Source organism: Calothrix sp. NIES-2098 (genome assembly GCF_963875125.1).
GTDB lineage: Bacteria > Cyanobacteriota > Cyanobacteriia > Cyanobacteriales > Nostocaceae > Aulosira.
On record NZ_CAWNKJ010000001.1, the window covers coordinates 5,405,182 to 5,423,178 of the forward strand.

The following is a 17,997-nucleotide window of genomic DNA, read 5'->3' on the forward strand; positions in this document are numbered from 1 at the left end:
GTTATCAATTACGAATTATATTGTTATTTCCCACCGTAGAAAAAGGCAATTTCTTTTTCTTTCAAAGGTGCAAAACCAGCATCTACGAGTAATGTGTCGAGTTCGGCTTGGGGAATGTGTTTCGCACCAATTCGGACAATGCGCGATCGCATTGTATTCGAGACGCCGCTACGCTGTCTATTTGCCTCTAGTCCCATGACTCTGTTATAGAGTTCCAGCTTGGCGGTAGGAATCGGAGAACCGTCAAAATCAATTCCCCGTGCGATCGCTTCGTCAATAGCATCAGCACCTGTGGTTGTTTGATTTACTTGATTAGTTTCAGCAGTCATGAAAATTTGCTCATAAGGCTATGGGTATATTTTACCAGCCATACTGACCCTGGCTTGAAAGGTGACTGTACTCTTGTCACTTTTCAAGATTTTGGTTTAATCTCAAACCATCGGTGTAGCTATAGGTGATGCTATGTCTGACGCTCAAACCCCCCAAAATCAAGACCGTACTCTCGAACAAGCTCTAACTAACAAAATCATTGATGATTATTTTGAGCACTCTGAAAGTTGGCTGAGAGCCATTTTGCGGATGTGTATTTTCTCTTTGGCTCACCTGGATGGAAAGCCGGTTTTCGTCGTTGAGTGTCCAAACCAAGCAGTAGCCAAGCGACTCAGCCGTAAAACTTACCCTTTCAGAGGAATTGTCTATTATTTAACCGATTATCTTGATGGACACGATCGCACTCTATTTTGCTATCGAGAAGTTAAAAGCGGAAAATGGCACTGTTATGATAGCAGTACTCAATCTTGGAAGACTCTGAGTAATTTGCAAACACCCACTGCTTCAACGGATAGTCAATAGTCAATGATCTTCAAGCCATTTACTGTAGACTAATTACGATTTTGCTGTGTTGCCAACCCAGCGACAAATGCTCCTAAGACTGTGCTCATCCATAATCCGGTTGTGCTACCTTGCCACATTGCATTTGTTGTCGCCCAAGTATTGCAAAATTGCTTTAAAGCCCAAGTCTGATTTTGACATTTCTGGCTATGCAGCGTTAGGGTGATTTGTCCGAAGATGTAACTACCAAAAAATCCTGATGATAGCGCTACTAAAGTGCAAATTAAAATTCGATTTTTAATCATAAGTTATTGGTCAAAAGTCAAGAGGAGCCACTGCGGTCTTGGGGTCTCCCCAAGTGGAGCAAGTGGCGTTCAAGAGTCAAGGGTCAAAAAACGTTAGACTTTGGACTCTTGACTCTGTATAACAAATCAACCTGTATTTCTCATACCTGCTGCAATCCCGTTAATAGTTAGCAATGCGCCTCGTAGTAGTTCGCCCTTACTGTAACGAGAGTGGATCACTCCAGATGGAGCATTATTCCGCGACTGTCGCAAGCGCTTGAGTAAGGAAACTTGAATAAATCCTAAAGGCACAATTGTCCCATTACGTAATTGTACTGAACGCTGCAATACTGGATCGCCATCTAGCAGTCGATTGTGTCCAGTAATTTTTAACACTAAATCTTTGGTGAGATAGTATTCGCTAGCAATTTGCTCAAAAACTTTCTCAAATCTCGGTTTATCTTCAGGGTTTGAGAGTTCTTGAACGTAGTGCTGGGCCATTTGCATATCTACTTTTGCCAAGGTCATTTCTGCTTTAGAAATCACCATTTTGAAGAAAGGCCATTTTAGGTAAAAGTATTGCAGTAGTTTTAAGTGTTCTTCTGGTTCCTCTTGCAAAAATTCTTGCAAAGCTGTACCCACACCATACCAGGAAGGTAGTAAAAACCTAGTTTGTGTCCAACTAAATACCCAAGGAATGGCTCTTAAAGAACTTAAATCCTTTTTACCAGAGGGACGCCGCGCTGGACGAGAACTAATTTGTAATTGGCTAATTTCTTCAATAGGAGTGACTTGGTGGAAAAAGTCGATAAAATCTGGTTGCTCGTAAATCAATGAGCGATAATGAGAACGCGATCGCGCTGCTAGTTCCTCCATAATTTCGTTCCACGGTTCGATATCATCGAAACCTGTTTTGAGGAGGCTGGCTTGAATTACAGCAGTTGTAATCGTTTCCAAATTATACAAAGCCAAGTCCAAGAGAGAATATTTAGAAGCTAGTACTTCCCCCTGTTCGGTAATTTTGATTCTGCCATTAATACTATGACCGGGTTGAGCCAAAATCGCTTCGTAAGCCGGGCCACCACCCCTTCCTACAGAACCACCACGTCCGTGAAAAATCCGCAGATTCACACCATACTCTTCTGCTATGTGCTGGAGTGATTTTTGAGCTTTATGAATTTCCCAATTGCTGCTTAAAAACCCAGAGTCCTTGTTACTGTCAGAATACCCTAGCATCACTTCTTGGAGATTCAGGGTCAGCGGACAAGTAGCATGGGTAGAAGAGGTAGCTTTATCTTCCTTGTCTCCCTGATTTTCTACCTGCTGATAGCCTCCGGCTAACAAAGCACGATATAACGGTAGTTCAAACAGTTGTCGCATTACGCTTCTAGAGCGTTGTAAGTCTTCTACCGTTTCAAATAAAGGCACAACCTGAATTGTACCTACAGCGATCGCCGGATCGAATAGTCTGGCTTCTTTAGCCAATAGCAAAACTTCAAGTACGTCGCTGACTTCGCGGCACATACTGATAATGTAAGTTTGGCAGATGTGGACGCCAAACTCTTGTTGTAGCGATCGCACTATGCGGAAAGTTTCAATGACATCGTTGGTTTTTTCGGAAAATGGCAATTCTGAAGGAATTAACGGTCTGCGGGTTTGCAATTCTCCGGTTAACCAAGCAACTCGTTGTGCTTCCGAGAGTTCATTATAAGATTGGGGCAAGACTTGCAAATATTCTAGAATCTCATTCAGCGCATCAGAATGACGTGAGGATTCTTGGCGGATATCAAGCTGTGTCAGGTTAAAGCCAAAAATTTCTACCTGCGCAATCAGATTATCTAATTCCCGACAGCTTAAACCTGTTTCGGTCAAGTTGCGTTGAATCAATCGTAGTTCGGCTAAAAATTCCGCCCCCGAACGGTACATGGGTTTGTCTTCATTTTTTGGCGTTTCCCGCTTATATAAAGCTAGATTGCGATCGCGTGTATTTTCTAGCCTTCTTAAGACGTAAGACAACTTCAGCCGATAAGGTTCTTGACGATAACGTAGCGCCAGTGCATCATAGATTTCGCTCAGCTGCGACTGATCTAACTCCAAAGATTCCAGCAAATCGGGGAGAACATCACTCCAATGCATGGAGACGCTTAATAATTCAATCAGCTGCTTCACTGATTGAATATACCTCTCCAACACCATTTTTCGCTGATAACAAGCGGTTTGCCAGGTAATTTCTGGTGTCACTGAGGGGTTTCCGTCCCGATCTGAACCTACCCAAGAACCAAAAGAGCAGAAGTTTTTCTGCGGTGGTTCTAGCCAAGGAAAGGTTTTATTCAGGGCGTATTTAATGCGTTTATGCAGCTGGGGGATACCGTCAAATAAAACTTCTTGGAAGTAGTGCAGAGCATAGTCTACTTCATCTAACACAGTAGGCTTAAACTGGTGCAATTCATCTGTGCGCCACCACAAGCGAATTTCTTCGAGTAATTTGTCTTGGATTTCTGCTGCTTCCCAAGGATATCCTCCCCCTGTACCACCAGAACGATTTTCTACCCTATCCAATTGTTGCAATAGGTTTACCACCTGTCGTTGCTTATCCCGGATAGTGTGACGCACAATTTCTGTAGGATGAGCTGTAAACACTAATCGCACATCTAGTTGAGCGATCAAGCGTTGAATTTGCTGCGGTGGTACATTCAATTTAAATAAATGGGGGAATAAAGCCGCAAAAGTACCTTTTTGTTTGTCCTTTTCTTTTGCAAGCCAACTCTTGGCTAGTAAATCTGCGCCTATCCCCCGATTCACGGGTGCATCGTTTTCTCTTTGGTTAGATGAATAGCTAACATTCGGTAAGATTTCTGGATCTTCTATCTCTTTTTCTGCTTCAGAATAGCGAGTCAATTGCTGCCGTTGTTCGTATTCCTGCTCTATGATGTTGATTAACTGAAAATATAGAGCAAAGGCACGAGCTGCCCGGATGGCTTCGTTGATATTAAGTTGTTCAATCAACTTCACAGCCGATGAGGCTTGGTCGTGAGTAGCTTGGCCTTCTGGCGAACACAGATCGCGCAGTTGACCCAATAAATCTACCATTTTTTGTCCGCATTCTTGGCGGAGTACTGACTCCCACAATTCCTCCACAATTTGGAGGCGATGGCGCAAAAATAATTCCGATGCGGGGTAGATGTTCGCCGCCTGAGACAAAGAGTATAAAAGGGAACTCATATTCTCTATTCTTGCAAGACAATTATTGTTTTGAATGCTATGTTCTGTAAGCAACACTCTCGGAGCTAGCTCAGAGTGATTGATTTCTTAGAGTAAAATTTTTAACTGTTCTTTAATTCGTTATCTTCTGGAAAGTCGAGTATGGGTAGGCGATCGCCCCGAAATAATTCTTCACTGGCTTGTCCTAAAGCTTCTAAAGCTCTAGCGGAAAATTGTCCCGCTGTCAGCAGCAGTAGTATAGACGCTGTACCTACATTTAAAAGCAAAGATTGGGGAATGCTAAACAGCAACAGATTTAATTCAGGGTTGGGTGAAGTTTTGTTGGTGGCAGGAGACATAGCTTATTCTTGGGTGTTTGCAGATTAGTAAAATAAACAGAAAATCCAACATTGTATGGCTCGCAACTGTACATAAATATCTATCTTTGCCCATATTGCCAGCCAAGAAGGTAACAAAAGTGTTAAAAACAAACGTCAGGGTGTGATAAATCTATGGTTCTAGTTTACAAGTGCAGGCACTATCCCCCAATACTCGCTTCCTCTAAAGTTAACTGCCCATGAAAACAGCATCTCAACTAGATCGCCAAAAATCCTTAGTGCAATGGGTAAGCCAAGCAACTGGGATTAGCACTGTCGGGGTGAAAATCCGGTTGCGGGGAAATGACTTACATATCCTTTGTGAAGGCACAGAGTGTCCGCGACGTTGGCGGACTCTGTCTGACTTGCTGCAAGCCATCCAGCAAACCGACTTAGATGTTCTAACAAACAGCGAACAAACCTCAATATACCAAGTATTGGTCTACGGACGAAAAAAAGGGGAGTCGCGACCTCAATGGTGTCATCGAGTTTATTTAAATCAGCTGGATAGACATTTAGAGCAAGTTAACCAAGCGCTGTTAGAAGACAAGAGAAAATCTCAACAAACGGCTGGGGCGTTAATTATATCTAACGAAAGCTTGGCTAAACAAGGACATCCAGATGCCATTGCTCGCTATCTGAGTGAAACCCTAAGTCGATTAGGCGTAGCAGTACAGGTCAAGGTTAAGCCGCAACAGTCAACACCGCAAAGCGCTTTAGAGGAACATCGCCTGTGGATATTTTGTCAGTCAGGTTATAGTCCCGATCCTTCATTATTGGCAGAGCCAATCGCCCAGAAGTTGCGACATCTCAAACTTAGTGGCTACCAAGATGCAGTGATAGTTTCGCAAGTGAATGGCGAAACTACACCAGATTGGCTGCTGCGGATAGATTTGACGCCACCAGAGGTAATGCTAAAAGAGTGGGCGCGTTGGGGAGATGTGCAAGCTATCGCCAGGCTGTTAACTGAGATGTTATCAGAGTTAAAAGTGGCAGTACAAGCTTCGTTGCAAGAATCAACTATACATATATTTTGCACTCCCGCTTCCGATCCTCTAGAAACTGCCCCCGCACCAGATAAGCATTTATGCTTGCAGGCGATTGCCAATCAATTAGAAGCGATCGCGCCTCAAGGTATTAAAGCTGCTACGATTTATGGACAAAAAACTGCCCAAAAGCAACCAGCATGGATTGATTGGCTGACTTTACCCGCAGCCCAGCATCCAGCCCTAGCATCATCACCCCTAGAGTTGGCAATGGCTGGTGATGAACCTGCTATGAATTTTTTATTAGAACGTTTACTCAATCCCGATTTAGATTGGCGGCTGAAGACAGGTGGTATTCGGGTAGTCCCGCTAATTAAAGGCGATTTATTACACATTATGTGTGATGCTCCTGTTTGCCCAACCCGCAAGAAAGTAGCCAATAAAGTCGTTCAGTTAGTCCGCGAATTAAAAATTCCCGGAGTTTTAGGAGTACGGGTCTATGGTCGTCGTGCAGGTAATAAGGAACCAGCTTGGCATCATGGCGCAGATTTTGTGCGTCGCCAACGTCTAGTACCAGAAGCTACTCCCGAATTTGCGGCCACTGCTATTTATATTAAAGATTTAGTACCTTCCCAGACTAACGAACCCATCTTACGTCCAGACGTGACTACAGAGGAAGTTCAAACTTTTATTACAGAAGTCGCACGGGATTGGGTTACAACAGCAACTACAAAAGTGAAGAAGTTGCTACTACAAACGCAACTTTTTACGGAAATTGACCAGCCAACAGAATATAACCCAGAAGCTCAAGGTATTAAGGTTGCTCTGGTCTGGGGTACTTTGGGATTATTGCTAACTATGCAAACTGATTGGGTATTAGGTCAAATTATTAGCCGTAATAACTCCAATCCGCCATCTCAGGTTGTGAGTGCCGTAACTCCATCATCACCCGCCAATCAAAAGCCAGATCCCAAGCCGGGGATAAATCAAAACCAAAGAACAGCATTTTTCACTAACACTAGTAAAACTAAACCAATTCCGGGTAAGAGTTCTGTATTTAATGCTTCTGGCTTCACTCAAAATGAAGATACCGAGACAGAAAGCTTAGAAGCTGCACCCCTAAAAGAAAAAGCTACCGCTACGGCAATTCTTTTAGCAGCGCGATCGCAAATGCCCAGTTTTAATGCTAGGCAGTTAGATGAGCAAATAGCATTATATAAACAGCGTTTGGCTAAAACTGGTACTCCTCCCCATGTTTTAATTATTGGCTCTTCTCGTGCCTTAAGGGGAGTAGATCCCGCCGCCCTTTCGGAAGCTTTAGCAACTCAGGGTTATCCGAAAGTAGATGTATTTAACTTTGGGATCAATGGTGCTACAGCCCAAGTCGTAGATTTTATTATTCGTCGCGTCTTAGAACCTTCAGAACTACCAAAACTAATTCTTTGGGCAGATGGTTCGCGTGCTTTTAACAGCGGTCGCAAAGATATCACCTTTGCAGCGATCGCGTCTTCGCCAGGCTACAAACAGGCGTTGCAGAAAGCAATAGCCGCAGGTACTACGGATGAATTGCTCAAAGATCCAGCAAATTCAGCTAGCGAACAAAAAACTAAAACTCAAAAACCAGAACTGAGCAGCTATCAGCTTGCCAATCAATGGCTTAATCAAACTTTAGCAACTATTTCTGCTAGCTATTCCAATCGCGAACAAATTAAAGAGTTATTGCAAAAACAACTCAACTCTTTACCTTTAATGAGCCAGCCTAGTCATTTAATTACATCTTCTACGCAATTAAGCAACGATGCGCTAGAAGAAGAAGCTTATCAACAGTCTGTTGATTTTGATGGTTTCCTACCTTTGTCTATTCGCTTCCATCCTGCGAGATATTATCAAAAACACCCCAAGGTTACAGGGAATTACGACAACGATTATCAGTCTTTTAAAGTCGAAGGCGAACAAGATACTGCTTTCCAAGCACTGCTCCAGTTTACACAGGCGCGGAAAATTCCTCTCGTATTTGTCAATATGCCCCTAACCGCAGATTATTTAGATCCAGTACGTCAAGAATACGAGCAAGAATTTCAACAATATATGTTACAGATGTCTAACAATCCCAACTTTATTTATCGAGACATCAGTAAACTGTGGACAAAAGCTAACGATTATTTTTCTGACCCCAGCCACCTCAACCGTTTTGGCGCTTATGAAGTCTCGAAAAAGCTAGCTCGCGACCCAATGATTCCTTGGTCTGCGAAGTAGGGAGATCGGGGGAAAAAGAAATGCTTGACCCTTGACTATTCACTTTGGATTATTGACTCTTGACAAATGACTAATGACCAATGACTAACAAATGAACTTTATCTCAATTTTCTACGGGCTATTTTTGTTGAGCGTGCTAGGAATTTACTGGTCTTTATCAGAACAAAAGCTACGTTTGTGGACATTGTTGATTGCCAGTCTAATATTCTACGCATCTTTAAATGTTCAGTACATACCTCTGCTATTAGCACTTACTTTTATTAACTTTCGTTTGGGATTGGAGATCGGAAAAAACACCCTATCTGACAAAAATTCTCTTAATGGGCAAATTTCTAATGAAGAATTATTGTTTTCTCAGGCTGATTGGAATCTTCGGCGGCTGAAGCTTTTGTGGCTAGGAGTGATTTTAAATGTTTTACTTTTATTAGGTTTTAAATATCTACCCCTGTTGTTAAATGCCGTTTTTCCCCTGCCAACAACATCACAAGATGCTGCTGTTAAATTCATTGCACCTTTAGGTATTTCATTTTTTACGTTTGAATGTATTTCTTATTTAATTGATGTCTATCGTGGTGCCCCTGCTACTGGTCAATTTCTAAAATTTGCAGCTTATAAATTATTCTTTGCTAAACTAATTTCCGGCCCAATTACTCGCTACCACAACTTAGCAACTCAAATTAATACATTACAATTGCCTAGCCCCAGCCAAGCATCTGAGGGATTGTGGTTAATTGCAAGAGGTGCAGTTAAAAAAGGTATATTGGCAGACCATTTAGGAATTTTTGTAGATTTATGTTTTGGGAATCTGCAACGCGCAGGTAGTACAGACCTCTGGTTAGCTACATTTGCTTACGGTTTACAGTTATATTTGGATTTCAATGGTTATGTAGACATCGCCCGTGGTACTGCACTGTTATTTGGCTTTGTTTTACCAGAGAATTTTGACTTTCCTTACTTCAGCACTAGCATCGCAGAATTTTGGCGACGCTGGCACATGACGTTGGGTGATTGGTTGCGTAACTATATTTACTTTCCTTTAGGTGGTTCCCGCAGAGGTTTAGCTCGTACCTGCTGGAATTTAATGATTGTAATGTTAATTGCTGGTATTTGGCATGGTTCAGCCTGGGGTTTTATTGTTTGGGGCGCATATCACGGATTAGCTTTGATAGTTCACCGCCTGACAGATGCACTGAGCGATCGCCACGAAAATCTAGAGCATTTTTGGCAAAAGCCTCTGGGCATATTTTTAGCCTGGCTATTCACCCAACTCATGGTTTTCACCTCTTGGATCTGGTTCCGCCTACCCAACCTCAAAGATTCTTCTTTAGTATTTCGCCACCTCTGGGGTTATCCAGCTGATGCCCAGTTTGCACAAAAAGTTTATGTAGAAGCCCTTAATATTAGCCAGTCCCAACTTGCTGGAAGATTAATATTTTTGGCTATACTCATGGCGCTTGTCTATGCTTTCAAGAGTCGGCTGAAAGTAGAATTTAACTGGCCTGTCAAGCTTGTGTTTGTACCTCTTTGTTTATATGCTGTATGGTTATTAGCTCCTGAAGGCAGCTTGCCGTATATATATTTCGACTTTTAGTAATAACTTCCATCTGCCTAAGCAAGCTCAACAATACCTAAGGCAGATGTTCTATTTACATAAGTAATGTTAATGAGTATTGCAAAAGTTAATAAAAAAATAAATAACATTTTTAACTTAAATTCATGTAGAGTGGATGAGTATAGGTGAAACCTAAATCACCTAACTAATTTTTTTAAGACAAATCGCACTCATAAAACAATGACAACAACCTTACAACGGCGCTCTGGCACCAGTGTATGGGATCGGTTTTGCGAGTGGATCACCAGCACCGAAAACCGGATTTACATCGGTTGGTTCGGTGTGCTGATGATTCCTACACTGCTAGCCGCTACCGCCTGCTTCGTAATTGCTTTCATCGCTGCTCCTCCAGTAGACATTGATGGTATCCGCGAACCAGTTGCAGGTTCTTTAATTTACGGAAACAACATCATCTCTGGTGCAGTTGTTCCTTCCTCCAACGCTATCGGTTTACACTTCTACCCCATCTGGGAAGCTGCTTCCTTAGATGAGTGGCTGTACAACGGTGGTCCTTACCAGTTGGTAATTTTCCACTTCTTACTAGGTTGTGCTTGCTACATGGGTCGTCAGTGGGAACTGTCTTACCGCTTGGGTATGCGTCCTTGGATCTGCGTAGCTTACTCTGCGCCTCTGGCTTCTGCTACCGCAGTATTCTTGATCTACCCCATCGGTCAAGGTTCATTCTCCGATGGTATGCCCTTGGGTATCTCCGGTACATTCAACTTCATGATTGTGTTCCAAGCTGAACACAACATCCTGTTACACCCCTTCCATATGCTGGGTGTAGCTGGTGTATTCGGCGGTTCCTTGTTCTCTGCAATGCACGGTTCTTTGGTTACTTCTTCCTTGGTTCGTGAAACCACCGAAACCGAATCTCAAAACTACGGTTACAAGTTCGGTCAAGAAGAAGAAACCTACAACATCGTTGCGGCTCACGGCTACTTCGGTCGTTTGATATTCCAATACGCTTCTTTTAACAACAGCCGTTCACTGCACTTCTTCTTGGCTGCATGGCCCGTTGTCGGTATCTGGTTTACCGCGTTGGGTATCAGCACAATGGCGTTCAACTTGAACGGTTTCAACTTCAACCAGTCCGTAATTGATTCTCAAGGTCGCGTTATCGCTACTTGGGCAGATGTAATCAACCGCGCTAACTTGGGTATGGAAGTAATGCACGAGCGTAACGCTCACAACTTCCCCTTAGACTTGGCTGCTGGTGAAGTTGCTCCTGTTGCGTTAACTGCTCCTGCAATCAACGGCTAATACTGAAGTCTTAGCTTAATGAAAAAACGCCCTCCAGAAATGGGGGGTGTTTTTTTATGTTTTAATATCAATCAAGTATTTTGTTGCAGACTAAGATTTTGTCGCTTCCATTCTAAAGCTCTTTTTTCCCTATCCTTAATAAATCCGTCTTTCCCATCCATATATCCATTTATATCTTCTGGGTACTGCTTGGCTAATTGACGCTTCAATTCACTGTATATGTGTGCTTCTTCAGGATGGGCAATCATATAATCGCGAAACGCCAGATGTCTTTGTAACTCAGAAAAGTTAGCCTCAAAGGCGTGAACGTGATGTGTCCTTTTGCCGTTTTCATCATGTTTACGAAAGAAACGACGACCTGGTAAGCCAAACTCCCCCATAGCTATATAACCCAACACTGCCATTTGAGAATTTTGCGGTTCTACTTTAGCAATGTCTTTGACCTCAACTAACATATCAATAATCGGCTTCGCGTAGATATAAGGAATTGCAGTACTGCCAATATGATGAATAGCAATTACATTTTCTCCCAGCGCCAACGCCACTAGCTTGGATTCATGCTCAAATTTGATACGCCATGTTGGGTCATGGGGTACTACTTCTACTTTCATAAGAAATTCCCAATTCTAAAATAAAGAATATAGCTACTTACCCTTGAGGATTTGTAGTGCTATAAAAAACAAAATGTTTAACTCTGCTGTGTGGAGATATTTCCAGTCTTTCCTGACCTTCTTAAAGCATCTGATTGTTCGCCGTCGTGCATCTTTGGCGTTGCTTGCGATCGGAGTTTTTTTACCTCTACAGGTATTTGGAGAGTTAGCAGAAGAAGCCTGGAAGAACGAAGGCGGTTTTGCTTGGGATGTACCTATCTTGTTAGCAATTCACTCAACAGCACAACCGCAACTAGATGTTTTCGCTTCTACATTTACCAAATTGGGTGTATTCTGGGGTGTGTTTCCGGTTGCAAGTGCGATCGCGCTATTTATGTTTATCCGAAGACGATGGCGCGAACTTGCTTACTTCATCACCACTTTGCTGGGAAGCATCCTCATTAACCGAACAGCGAAGGTACTTTTGCATCGAGTTCGTCCGCACCTATGGCAATCACCCTCCCCAGAATTTGACTACGGATTTCCTAGCGGCCATGCAATGTCAAGTATGACTTTAGTAGCAGCCTTGGTGATTTTGACTTGGGGTAGTCGCTGGGGAATGCTGGTTCTGATTACCGGAGGCCTATTTGTCTTGGTAATTGGCTGGACGCGGCTATATCTGGGAGTTCACTATCCCAGTGATATTTTAGCGGGCTGGATGGCTTCAGTTGCCTGGGCAACTGGAGTTAGTCTACTCATCAAACCCTATAGAACCAGGCGTCAGGAATAAGACTGCATATTTTGGGTAATTACCATCCCCAACTACCAGGAATACCTTTAAACGGCCCGACTATATCGCTAGTAATCCAGCCACCGTAAAAATTACCTGGTTGCGGTTGTACCTTTTCTCCATCAACATAGCAAGCATCCATAACATGGGCGTAAAAAGCTACATAGTCTTTAATAGATGCAAACGCTGGTGTGGGACTGGGGTAGAACCAAGCAACATTCTGGGCTTCTTTATCACCAACGCGAATAGTGTAATAACCTGCACGTCCTTTCCATTCACAAAAGCTAGATTGCGGTGTCAGGAGCAGGTATTCCATTTTGATATCAGCAGGCGGAATATAGTATACAGGTGGGTGGCTAGTTTCTAAAACCCGCTTGGCAGAGTGAGTATCGACAATCGTTATCCCATTGAAAATAATTTGAATATGTTTATTTGTATCCTCAAGCCTTGGAGGACGGGGATAATCCCAAACTGACTCTTGTCCGGGAGATGGTTCGATACGTTGAGGATAAACCATAGTTACAATTCAAAATTCAAAAGTAAGAAATTTACTACTTGTTAATTTCCTTAACAAACTTATTATAAATAAGCTGTTGTACATTTTTGATGCACAACAGCAAAAGGAAGACGATCGAGACAATACTAAAATTTGGCTTAACGTACTTCTTTGAGGCTCTCAACTTGCTTGGTAAATAACTCAGTAAATAGACTCATTACTGACCGTTCTTCGCGAACTTTAATATTGGCACTGATTGACATACCCGACTGTAAATGAATTTGTTTGCCCTTAATATTTAAGGATTGTTGATCTAAACTCACTCGTGCAGGAAAGCGATAAAACTGATGTGTTTGATCTGGAGGTAATGCATCAGAACCAATTTCAAGAACTCGTCCTTTAATGTCGCCAAATTCGCTGAAAGGAAAAGAATCAATTCTGACATCCACTTTCATATCTTTGCGGACGAAACCAATATCTTTGTTCGTGATGAAAACTTCCGCAATATATTTTTCATTCGGTACGATTTGCAAAAGTTTTTGAGTGGGATTAGCTACAAATCCTGGATTTTTAGCTTGCAAATCAAAAATAGTTCCACTGACAGGAGCGCGCAGTTCTTGATATTTAACATTCATCTGCGTTTGCGAAATCTTGCTATTGACATCTGCTAAACGCTGCTCATTTTCCAGAATCACTTTCATGAATTGGCTATCGATGTCAGCAATGCGCTGTTTATTTTGAGAGATTTTTTCTAAAATATCTTTATCTGACGCTGCTACAGTATTGGTTAACTGTTGTTGTCCTTTTTCAATATCAAATTGAAGGCGTTTTTCTTCTTCACCTAATTGTGCTATTTCTGCCCTTAGATTTTGTACCTGTTGTTGCTGGTTAAGATACTGAAGTTGAGAAATCCCACCTTCTTCTGCTAATGTTTTGACTTTTCCTAAAATCTTATCTTGGATAGCTAAACTTGCTTCAGTATCCTGCTTTTTGACTTGAGTTTGCGCCAGCTGCTTTCTAGTTTTTTCAACTTCCAACCTGGCCGCTGAAGCTCGAGAATCTAATTCTCTTCTGGCGACTTCTAGACGTTGTGACTCATCAGTACCTATTCCCGGTTCTGTACCATATCTTTTTAATTGAGAGCGCAACAATTCATTTTCTGAAACTAATGCTGCTCGACTTTTGAGAAGGAAAGCTGTTTCTTGAGGTAATTTACCACGCAAAAATTCTAACTCAGAGGCTGCGGCAAAGCTTGCTCCCATCAAGCGGCGATAAATTTGGTTTTCTTGAATTAAAGCAGTACGAATTTTGTATAGAGAATTTAATTCTGCACGGGTGGCGATGGAATCAAAAGTTACTAGTAAATCTCCAGCTTTTACTTCTTGACCATCTTTTACAAAGACTTCTTTCACAACTCCACTCACCGGAGCTTGCACTTCTTTAACTGTTCCCTCTGGCTTTAACTGACCTGCGGCTGGTACTACTTGCTCAATTTTGGCAAAACAAGCCCAAGCAACCCCAAAACAGGCCAAAGCCATGAGAGATATCATGATTGTGCGCGACCAAACTGGAGATTGACGCAGTACAACAGCTTGCTCAAAGTTAGCTTCTTGGAAGTTAAAATTAGTCTGTTTAGGAGCTTTTGCAGTTGATGTTAATACCCGTGAATCTGTTGGTGCTTCATGATTATGTCGCCCGTTGCCATTCATGCCATTAAAATTATTTCCATTAAGTTGAGTCATAGGGATTTTTAGATTTTGAATTAGTAATTGTTTATTATTTATCAAAGATAAATTATTAGTTATTAAGTTGGTTCTTAATAACTAATAACTCACTTATTACAGGTTAACTTCTTGCTGCTGATAAAGGTAGAAATAATGCCCTTTCGCAGCCATTAACTCTTGATGGCTTCCTTGTTCTGTAATTCTGCCGTTATCCATGACGATAATTGTATCTGCATGACTAACGGTACTCAGGCGGTGAGTGATAAAAAATACCGTACTCCCTTTAAATTCCTGAGCTAAATTGAGGCAGACTTGTCGCTCTGTAGGGTAATCTAGAGCGCTAGTAGCTTCATCTAAAACTAATAACTTGGGTCTTTGTAAAACAGACCTGGCGATCGCAATTCTTTGTCTTTGTCCGCCCGAAAGCGCTGCACCCCGTTCGCCTACACGGGTATTGTAACCGTTAGGCAGTCCCATAATAAATTCGTGGGCAGCGGCAATGCGCGCCGCTTCGATAATTTCTTCGGTTGTCGCATCAGGATTAGTCAGAGCAATATTTTCCTGAACTGTACCGTCAAACAACAGCGGATCTTGCGGTACTACACCCATCTGTCGTCGCAGCGAATAAAGTTCTACTTTGCCAATATCGTAACCATCTATTAAAATCCTGCCAGACTCGACCTCATAAAGTCTCAGCAGTAACTTCATCATCGTACTTTTACCAGATCCACTCTGTCCGACAATGCCGACAAATTCACCCGCTGGAATCTCAACATTGACGTTAGAAAGTTGCAATGGCCCGCTAGCAGCAAAGCGGAAGGAAACGTTTTCATATTTCACTGCTCCCACAATTGCGGGTAAGGGAATGTTTTGACGATTGCTTTCTGCTTCTTCTGGGGTATCGACAATATCGCTTAAGCGTTCTAAAGATAAGGCTGTTTCTTGGAAGCTTTGCCAAAGTTGAGCCAAACGCAATATCGGGCTGGTAACGTAACCAGAGATAATTCTAAAGGCGATTAATTCACCTAAGGTTAATTCGCCTTTAAGTACCAAATAAGCTCCTACCCACAACACTAGTAAACTACTGAGTTTGTTAAGAAAGTTACTTGTAGAATTAGCCAGTGTAGAAGTAACAACAGTTTTAAAACCAGCGGCGACATAACGAGCATAACGCTCTTGCCAAGAAAAGCGCGATCGCAATTCGATATTTTGCGCTTTTACTGTTTGAATTCCCGACATCACCTCAACTAAATAAGACTGAGTTTCGGCGTTTCGTTCGGCTTTGCTACGCAACTGTCTGCTCACCGTAGGAGAAGCAATTAAAGTGATGACGACAAAGACAGGAATTGTGCCCAAACCTACTAAGGTGAGTTGCCAACTATAAAACAGCATGACGATGATATAAACCACCGAAAATACTGCATCTAATCCCACTGTTAAAGCTGTACCAGTAAGGAATTGTCGGATATTTTCTAGTTCGTTGATCCGAGTAGATAATTCACCTACTGGTCGGCGTTCAAAATAGCGTAGTGGTAGGCGGAGTAAGTGGTCAATAATTTGCGACCCCAAACTCATATCAATGCGGTTGGTAGTATCGACAAATAGGTAGGTTCGCAATGTAGTTAGTATTGCTTCAAATATGCCGACTACCAATAGCAACACACCCAAAACATTGAGGGTGCTAATACTATTTTGAACGATGACTTTATCAATAATTAGCTGAATAACCAGTGGGTTAGCTAGTGCTGCCAATTGCACAAAAAACGAAGCAATAAATACTTCTATCAAGACACGACGGTGGCGCGACAAATAGGGAATAAACCATCGCAAACCAAAGCGTTCTTGAGGTGTTTCGTTGGTGGTAGACACCAGCAATACCCGCACCTGAGGCGGCATACTAGCTTCATCGACTTCTAAGCGAGCTACCAGTTCAGCTGGTTTACAGCGCACAATGCCTTGAGATGGTACACCGACAACTACAGTATTGGCGTCGGCTGCATATAAAACCGCAAAACTATCACCATAGCGAATCAATGCTGGTGTCGGAATCCGGGTAATCGAGGTAGCAGGTATATCTACTAGATTAGCCTTGAGTCCGATTAACTCCGATAGATAGGCACAAAGCTGAAATGATAAAGTGCCTTGCTTTCGCATTTGCTCTGTTAAAATGCGGCGCACTACTTCCCTACGAAATGGGATTTGTAGGTGCTTAGACAGCATTTGAAAACAGGCAAAGGCGGAATTTATCTCCCCAGTACCGCGGAAGAAAGGATATTTTAGGTGTTTTTGTGTACTCTTAGATGCAGATGATAAGGGTACTTCTTCCTCAGTGGCGTAGGGAATATCTAGTGCATCTGCAATTTGTGGTCTGGTATCGTTTACCTGCTGAAGTTGGGCTGGTTGATTATTCAGGAAATATAAATCTGATGGTTCTAAACCAATCAAGCGTATAGAATTTGGCCCTTGAACTTCGATGGGGCCGCCATCAGTTAGTTCTAAACGCGAACCTGTAGATAAATTCTTGACTGTACCGCTACCACTGACAAACCAAATACTTTCCCGATCGAGTTGGTAAGATGGATTTCTTCCCGGCGGAAGGTAATGTACTTTCGCGTCTGGTAAAGCTTGTTCTGAAAGTTCTTTGAGATTAGCACTAGCTAAAGCTTGCTGTTCTAATTGCCAACCTAAGACATCAAAAACTTCAATAATATGAGCGCGGTTTTTACGGGTATTGGCAAAAGCTGGGTATGCAGAGAGTAGCCGTAAATATTCAACCGTACTTAAGGTTAAACATACTATTTCCGTGGAGGCGATCGCAGTTTCGCAAGCAACCTGACGCAAAAAACCGATTTCACCTAGGATTTCTCCTGGTTGCAGCAACTTTAAGGTTACTGGCATTTGCGTCTGGGGATCGTATCCTAAAAGGCGTACTTGTCCTTCATAAATGATTGTGATTCGTTCTGGAATTACTTCTTTGCCGATAATTTTTTGACCTATGCGGTAGCGCCAAGCTTGTAGTTGTTGCGATAGATTCGCAATCTCTTCACTAGGTAATTGGTCAAAACCTTCAACGGTACGCAGAAATTCTTCAAAGGCGTTCTTAATATAAGTCATGCCTAGTTTTGGTAATCAGTTTCAATATCTGTCTTAGTTATTGGTAATTGGCTACTACAGCCTATAGGAGTATTTCCCATGACATACTACACATTATCCGGCTTAAAATTTACATTGATTGCAAAGTTTTACTGAAAATAGTTGCGATAGTTGCCATTTTGGTAGTTAAGTAATTTGCCTATTTTACTTAGGTATTAGCCTAATCAGATACCCAGTATCAGTAAAGAATTGATATTCCTGGGCTAATTTGTTACATTTAAGGGGGTTACTCGATTGTGTATGCTGAATTCTGGCGTTAGCGTAGCTCGCCGCAGGCATCGCTTCTTCAAGCATTATCTTTTGTAACGAGAAACACGAGGTTGCAACTGCCTAGTTGCAGAACTGCGATCGTCAAGAATTATCGAATTGTCCACTTTTATAACCTGTCTCAGACAAGATAGGGGTCAAATATTTAGAAAACTTTGTCAGTTGGT

The 17,997-nt window shown here is 42.2% G+C and carries 13 protein-coding genes; 5 read left to right on the forward strand and 8 right to left on the reverse strand.

The window, feature by feature from the left end:
- Positions 1–23 precede the first annotated feature (23 nt).
- Positions 24–329: a small RNA NsiR4-regulated ssr1528 family protein gene (locus tag AACU33_RS22765; RefSeq protein ID WP_096590795.1), complete on the reverse strand. Its 306-nt coding sequence runs from the start codon at positions 327–329 to the stop codon at positions 24–26.
- Positions 330–462: 133 nt separating this feature from the next.
- Between AACU33_RS22765 and AACU33_RS22770 the strand changes: the two genes are divergently transcribed.
- Complete coding sequence (locus AACU33_RS22770; protein ID WP_096590796.1) at positions 463–852, forward strand: hypothetical protein; 390 nt, start codon at positions 463–465, stop codon at positions 850–852.
- Positions 853–881: 29 nt separating this feature from the next.
- Here AACU33_RS22770 and AACU33_RS22775 read toward each other — a convergent pair whose 3' ends face one another.
- The 3 genes from AACU33_RS22775 to AACU33_RS22785 form a co-directional block, all read right to left on the reverse strand.
- Complete coding sequence (locus AACU33_RS22775) at positions 882–1,136, reverse strand: hypothetical protein (protein WP_096590797.1); 255 nt, start codon at positions 1,134–1,136, stop codon at positions 882–884.
- Positions 1,137–1,262: 126 nt separating this feature from the next.
- Positions 1,263–4,337 carry a phosphoenolpyruvate carboxylase gene (gene ppc, locus AACU33_RS22780; protein ID WP_096590798.1) on the reverse strand — a complete coding sequence of 1,025 codons (3,075 nt, stop codon included), beginning with the start codon at positions 4,335–4,337 and terminating at the stop codon, positions 1,263–1,265.
- A gap of 101 nt (positions 4,338–4,438) precedes the next feature.
- Positions 4,439–4,675: a hypothetical protein gene (locus AACU33_RS22785; protein ID WP_096590799.1), complete on the reverse strand. Its 237-nt coding sequence runs from the start codon at positions 4,673–4,675 to the stop codon at positions 4,439–4,441.
- Positions 4,676–4,893: 218 nt separating this feature from the next.
- Between AACU33_RS22785 and AACU33_RS22790 the strand changes: the two genes are divergently transcribed.
- The 3 genes from AACU33_RS22790 (at position 4,894) to psbA (ending at position 10,810) form a co-directional block, all read left to right on the forward strand.
- On the forward strand, positions 4,894–7,935 hold the full coding sequence (locus AACU33_RS22790; RefSeq protein WP_096590800.1) for a DUF1574 domain-containing protein: 3,042 nt from the start codon (positions 4,894–4,896) through the stop codon (positions 7,933–7,935).
- A 91-nt stretch (positions 7,936–8,026) separates the two neighbouring features.
- Positions 8,027–9,526, forward strand: a complete 1,500-nt coding sequence (locus AACU33_RS22795; protein ID WP_096590801.1) for an MBOAT family O-acyltransferase — start codon at positions 8,027–8,029, stop codon at positions 9,524–9,526.
- Between the two features lie 201 nt (positions 9,527–9,727).
- A complete protein-coding gene (gene psbA, locus AACU33_RS22800) occupies positions 9,728–10,810 on the forward strand; it encodes a photosystem II q(b) protein (protein ID WP_096590802.1) in 1,083 nt (360 codons plus the stop codon).
- 71 nt (positions 10,811–10,881) lie between these two features.
- On the opposite strand, the gene AACU33_RS22805 is transcribed toward psbA, so the two are convergent.
- On the reverse strand, positions 10,882–11,421 hold the full coding sequence (locus AACU33_RS22805; protein ID WP_096590804.1) for a GrpB family protein: 540 nt from the start codon (positions 11,419–11,421) through the stop codon (positions 10,882–10,884).
- A gap of 73 nt (positions 11,422–11,494) precedes the next feature.
- On the opposite strand from AACU33_RS22805, the gene AACU33_RS22810 reads away from it, so the two are divergent.
- Positions 11,495–12,190 (forward strand): phosphatase PAP2 family protein, encoded by a 696-nt coding sequence (locus tag AACU33_RS22810; RefSeq protein WP_096590806.1) that lies wholly within the window; start codon positions 11,495–11,497, stop codon positions 12,188–12,190.
- A 19-nt stretch (positions 12,191–12,209) separates the two neighbouring features.
- On the opposite strand, the gene AACU33_RS22815 is transcribed toward AACU33_RS22810, so the two are convergent.
- From AACU33_RS22815 to AACU33_RS22825, 3 genes are all read right to left on the reverse strand, one after another.
- Entirely contained in the window at positions 12,210–12,707 is a 498-nt protein-coding gene (locus AACU33_RS22815; RefSeq protein ID WP_096590808.1) for a DUF427 domain-containing protein, read from the reverse strand.
- 137 nt (positions 12,708–12,844) lie between these two features.
- A complete protein-coding gene (locus tag AACU33_RS22820; protein ID WP_096590810.1) occupies positions 12,845–14,428 on the reverse strand; it encodes an HlyD family efflux transporter periplasmic adaptor subunit in 1,584 nt (527 codons plus the stop codon).
- A 96-nt stretch (positions 14,429–14,524) separates the two neighbouring features.
- On the reverse strand, positions 14,525–17,524 hold the full coding sequence (locus tag AACU33_RS22825) for a peptidase domain-containing ABC transporter (protein ID WP_096590812.1): 3,000 nt from the start codon (positions 17,522–17,524) through the stop codon (positions 14,525–14,527).
- Between the last annotated feature and the right edge of the window lie 473 nt (positions 17,525–17,997).

Excerpts from the sequence above, each read along its gene's own strand:
- AACU33_RS22795 (WP_096590801.1), top strand. The coding sequence starts at position 8,027 with ATGAACTTTATCTCAATTTTCTACGGGCTATTTTTGTTGAGCGTGCTA.
- AACU33_RS22815 (WP_096590808.1), bottom strand. The coding sequence starts at position 12,707 with ATGGTTTATCCTCAACGTATCGAACCATCTCCCGGACAAGAGTCAGTT.
- AACU33_RS22825 (WP_096590812.1), bottom strand. The coding sequence starts at position 17,524 with ATGACTTATATTAAGAACGCCTTTGAAGAATTTCTGCGTACCGTTGAA.
- AACU33_RS22765 (WP_096590795.1), bottom strand. The coding sequence starts at position 329 with ATGACTGCTGAAACTAATCAAGTAAATCAAACAACCACAGGTGCTGAT.
- AACU33_RS22810 (WP_096590806.1), top strand. The coding sequence starts at position 11,495 with ATGTTTAACTCTGCTGTGTGGAGATATTTCCAGTCTTTCCTGACCTTC.
- AACU33_RS22785 (WP_096590799.1), bottom strand. The coding sequence starts at position 4,675 with ATGTCTCCTGCCACCAACAAAACTTCACCCAACCCTGAATTAAATCTG.
- AACU33_RS22805 (WP_096590804.1), bottom strand. The coding sequence starts at position 11,421 with ATGAAAGTAGAAGTAGTACCCCATGACCCAACATGGCGTATCAAATTT.
- AACU33_RS22775 (WP_096590797.1), bottom strand. The coding sequence starts at position 1,136 with ATGATTAAAAATCGAATTTTAATTTGCACTTTAGTAGCGCTATCATCA.
- ppc (WP_096590798.1), bottom strand. The coding sequence starts at position 4,337 with ATGAGTTCCCTTTTATACTCTTTGTCTCAGGCGGCGAACATCTACCCC.
- AACU33_RS22770 (WP_096590796.1), top strand. The coding sequence starts at position 463 with ATGTCTGACGCTCAAACCCCCCAAAATCAAGACCGTACTCTCGAACAA.
- AACU33_RS22790 (WP_096590800.1), top strand. The coding sequence starts at position 4,894 with ATGAAAACAGCATCTCAACTAGATCGCCAAAAATCCTTAGTGCAATGG.
- AACU33_RS22820 (WP_096590810.1), bottom strand. The coding sequence starts at position 14,428 with ATGACTCAACTTAATGGAAATAATTTTAATGGCATGAATGGCAACGGG.
- psbA (WP_096590802.1), top strand. The coding sequence starts at position 9,728 with ATGACAACAACCTTACAACGGCGCTCTGGCACCAGTGTATGGGATCGG.